The organism is Salinarimonas soli (genome assembly GCF_008386575.1).
In the GTDB taxonomy this organism is placed as follows: Bacteria; Pseudomonadota; Alphaproteobacteria; order Rhizobiales; family Beijerinckiaceae; genus Salinarimonas_A; species Salinarimonas_A soli.
Genome location: NZ_VUOA01000078.1, coordinates 1 through 206 on the forward strand (window position 1 = coordinate 1; position 206 = coordinate 206).

Below are 206 nucleotides of genomic sequence, written 5' to 3' on the forward strand. Positions count from 1 at the left end.
CGTTCTTCGGGCGAGGCTGCGTGGCCCATGTCTCCATGGCCCACCCCATCGGCCCCCGCCTCCAGGAGCGCCCCGCCCAGGCCGCCGCCGCCGAGGGGATCGCGGTCTCGCGCGGGGGCACCTATGTCTGCATGGAGGGGCCGCAATTCTCGTCGCTCGCCGAGTCCCTCACCTACAAGGGCCTCGGCTACACCGTGATCGGCATG

The 206-nt window shown here is 71.8% G+C and carries 1 protein-coding gene; it reads left to right on the forward strand.

Annotated elements, in window-relative coordinates:
- Positions 1-206, forward strand: a 206-nt coding sequence (locus F0L46_RS25265) for a phosphorylase family protein (RefSeq protein WP_438646721.1), incomplete at both ends; no start/stop codon positions are given.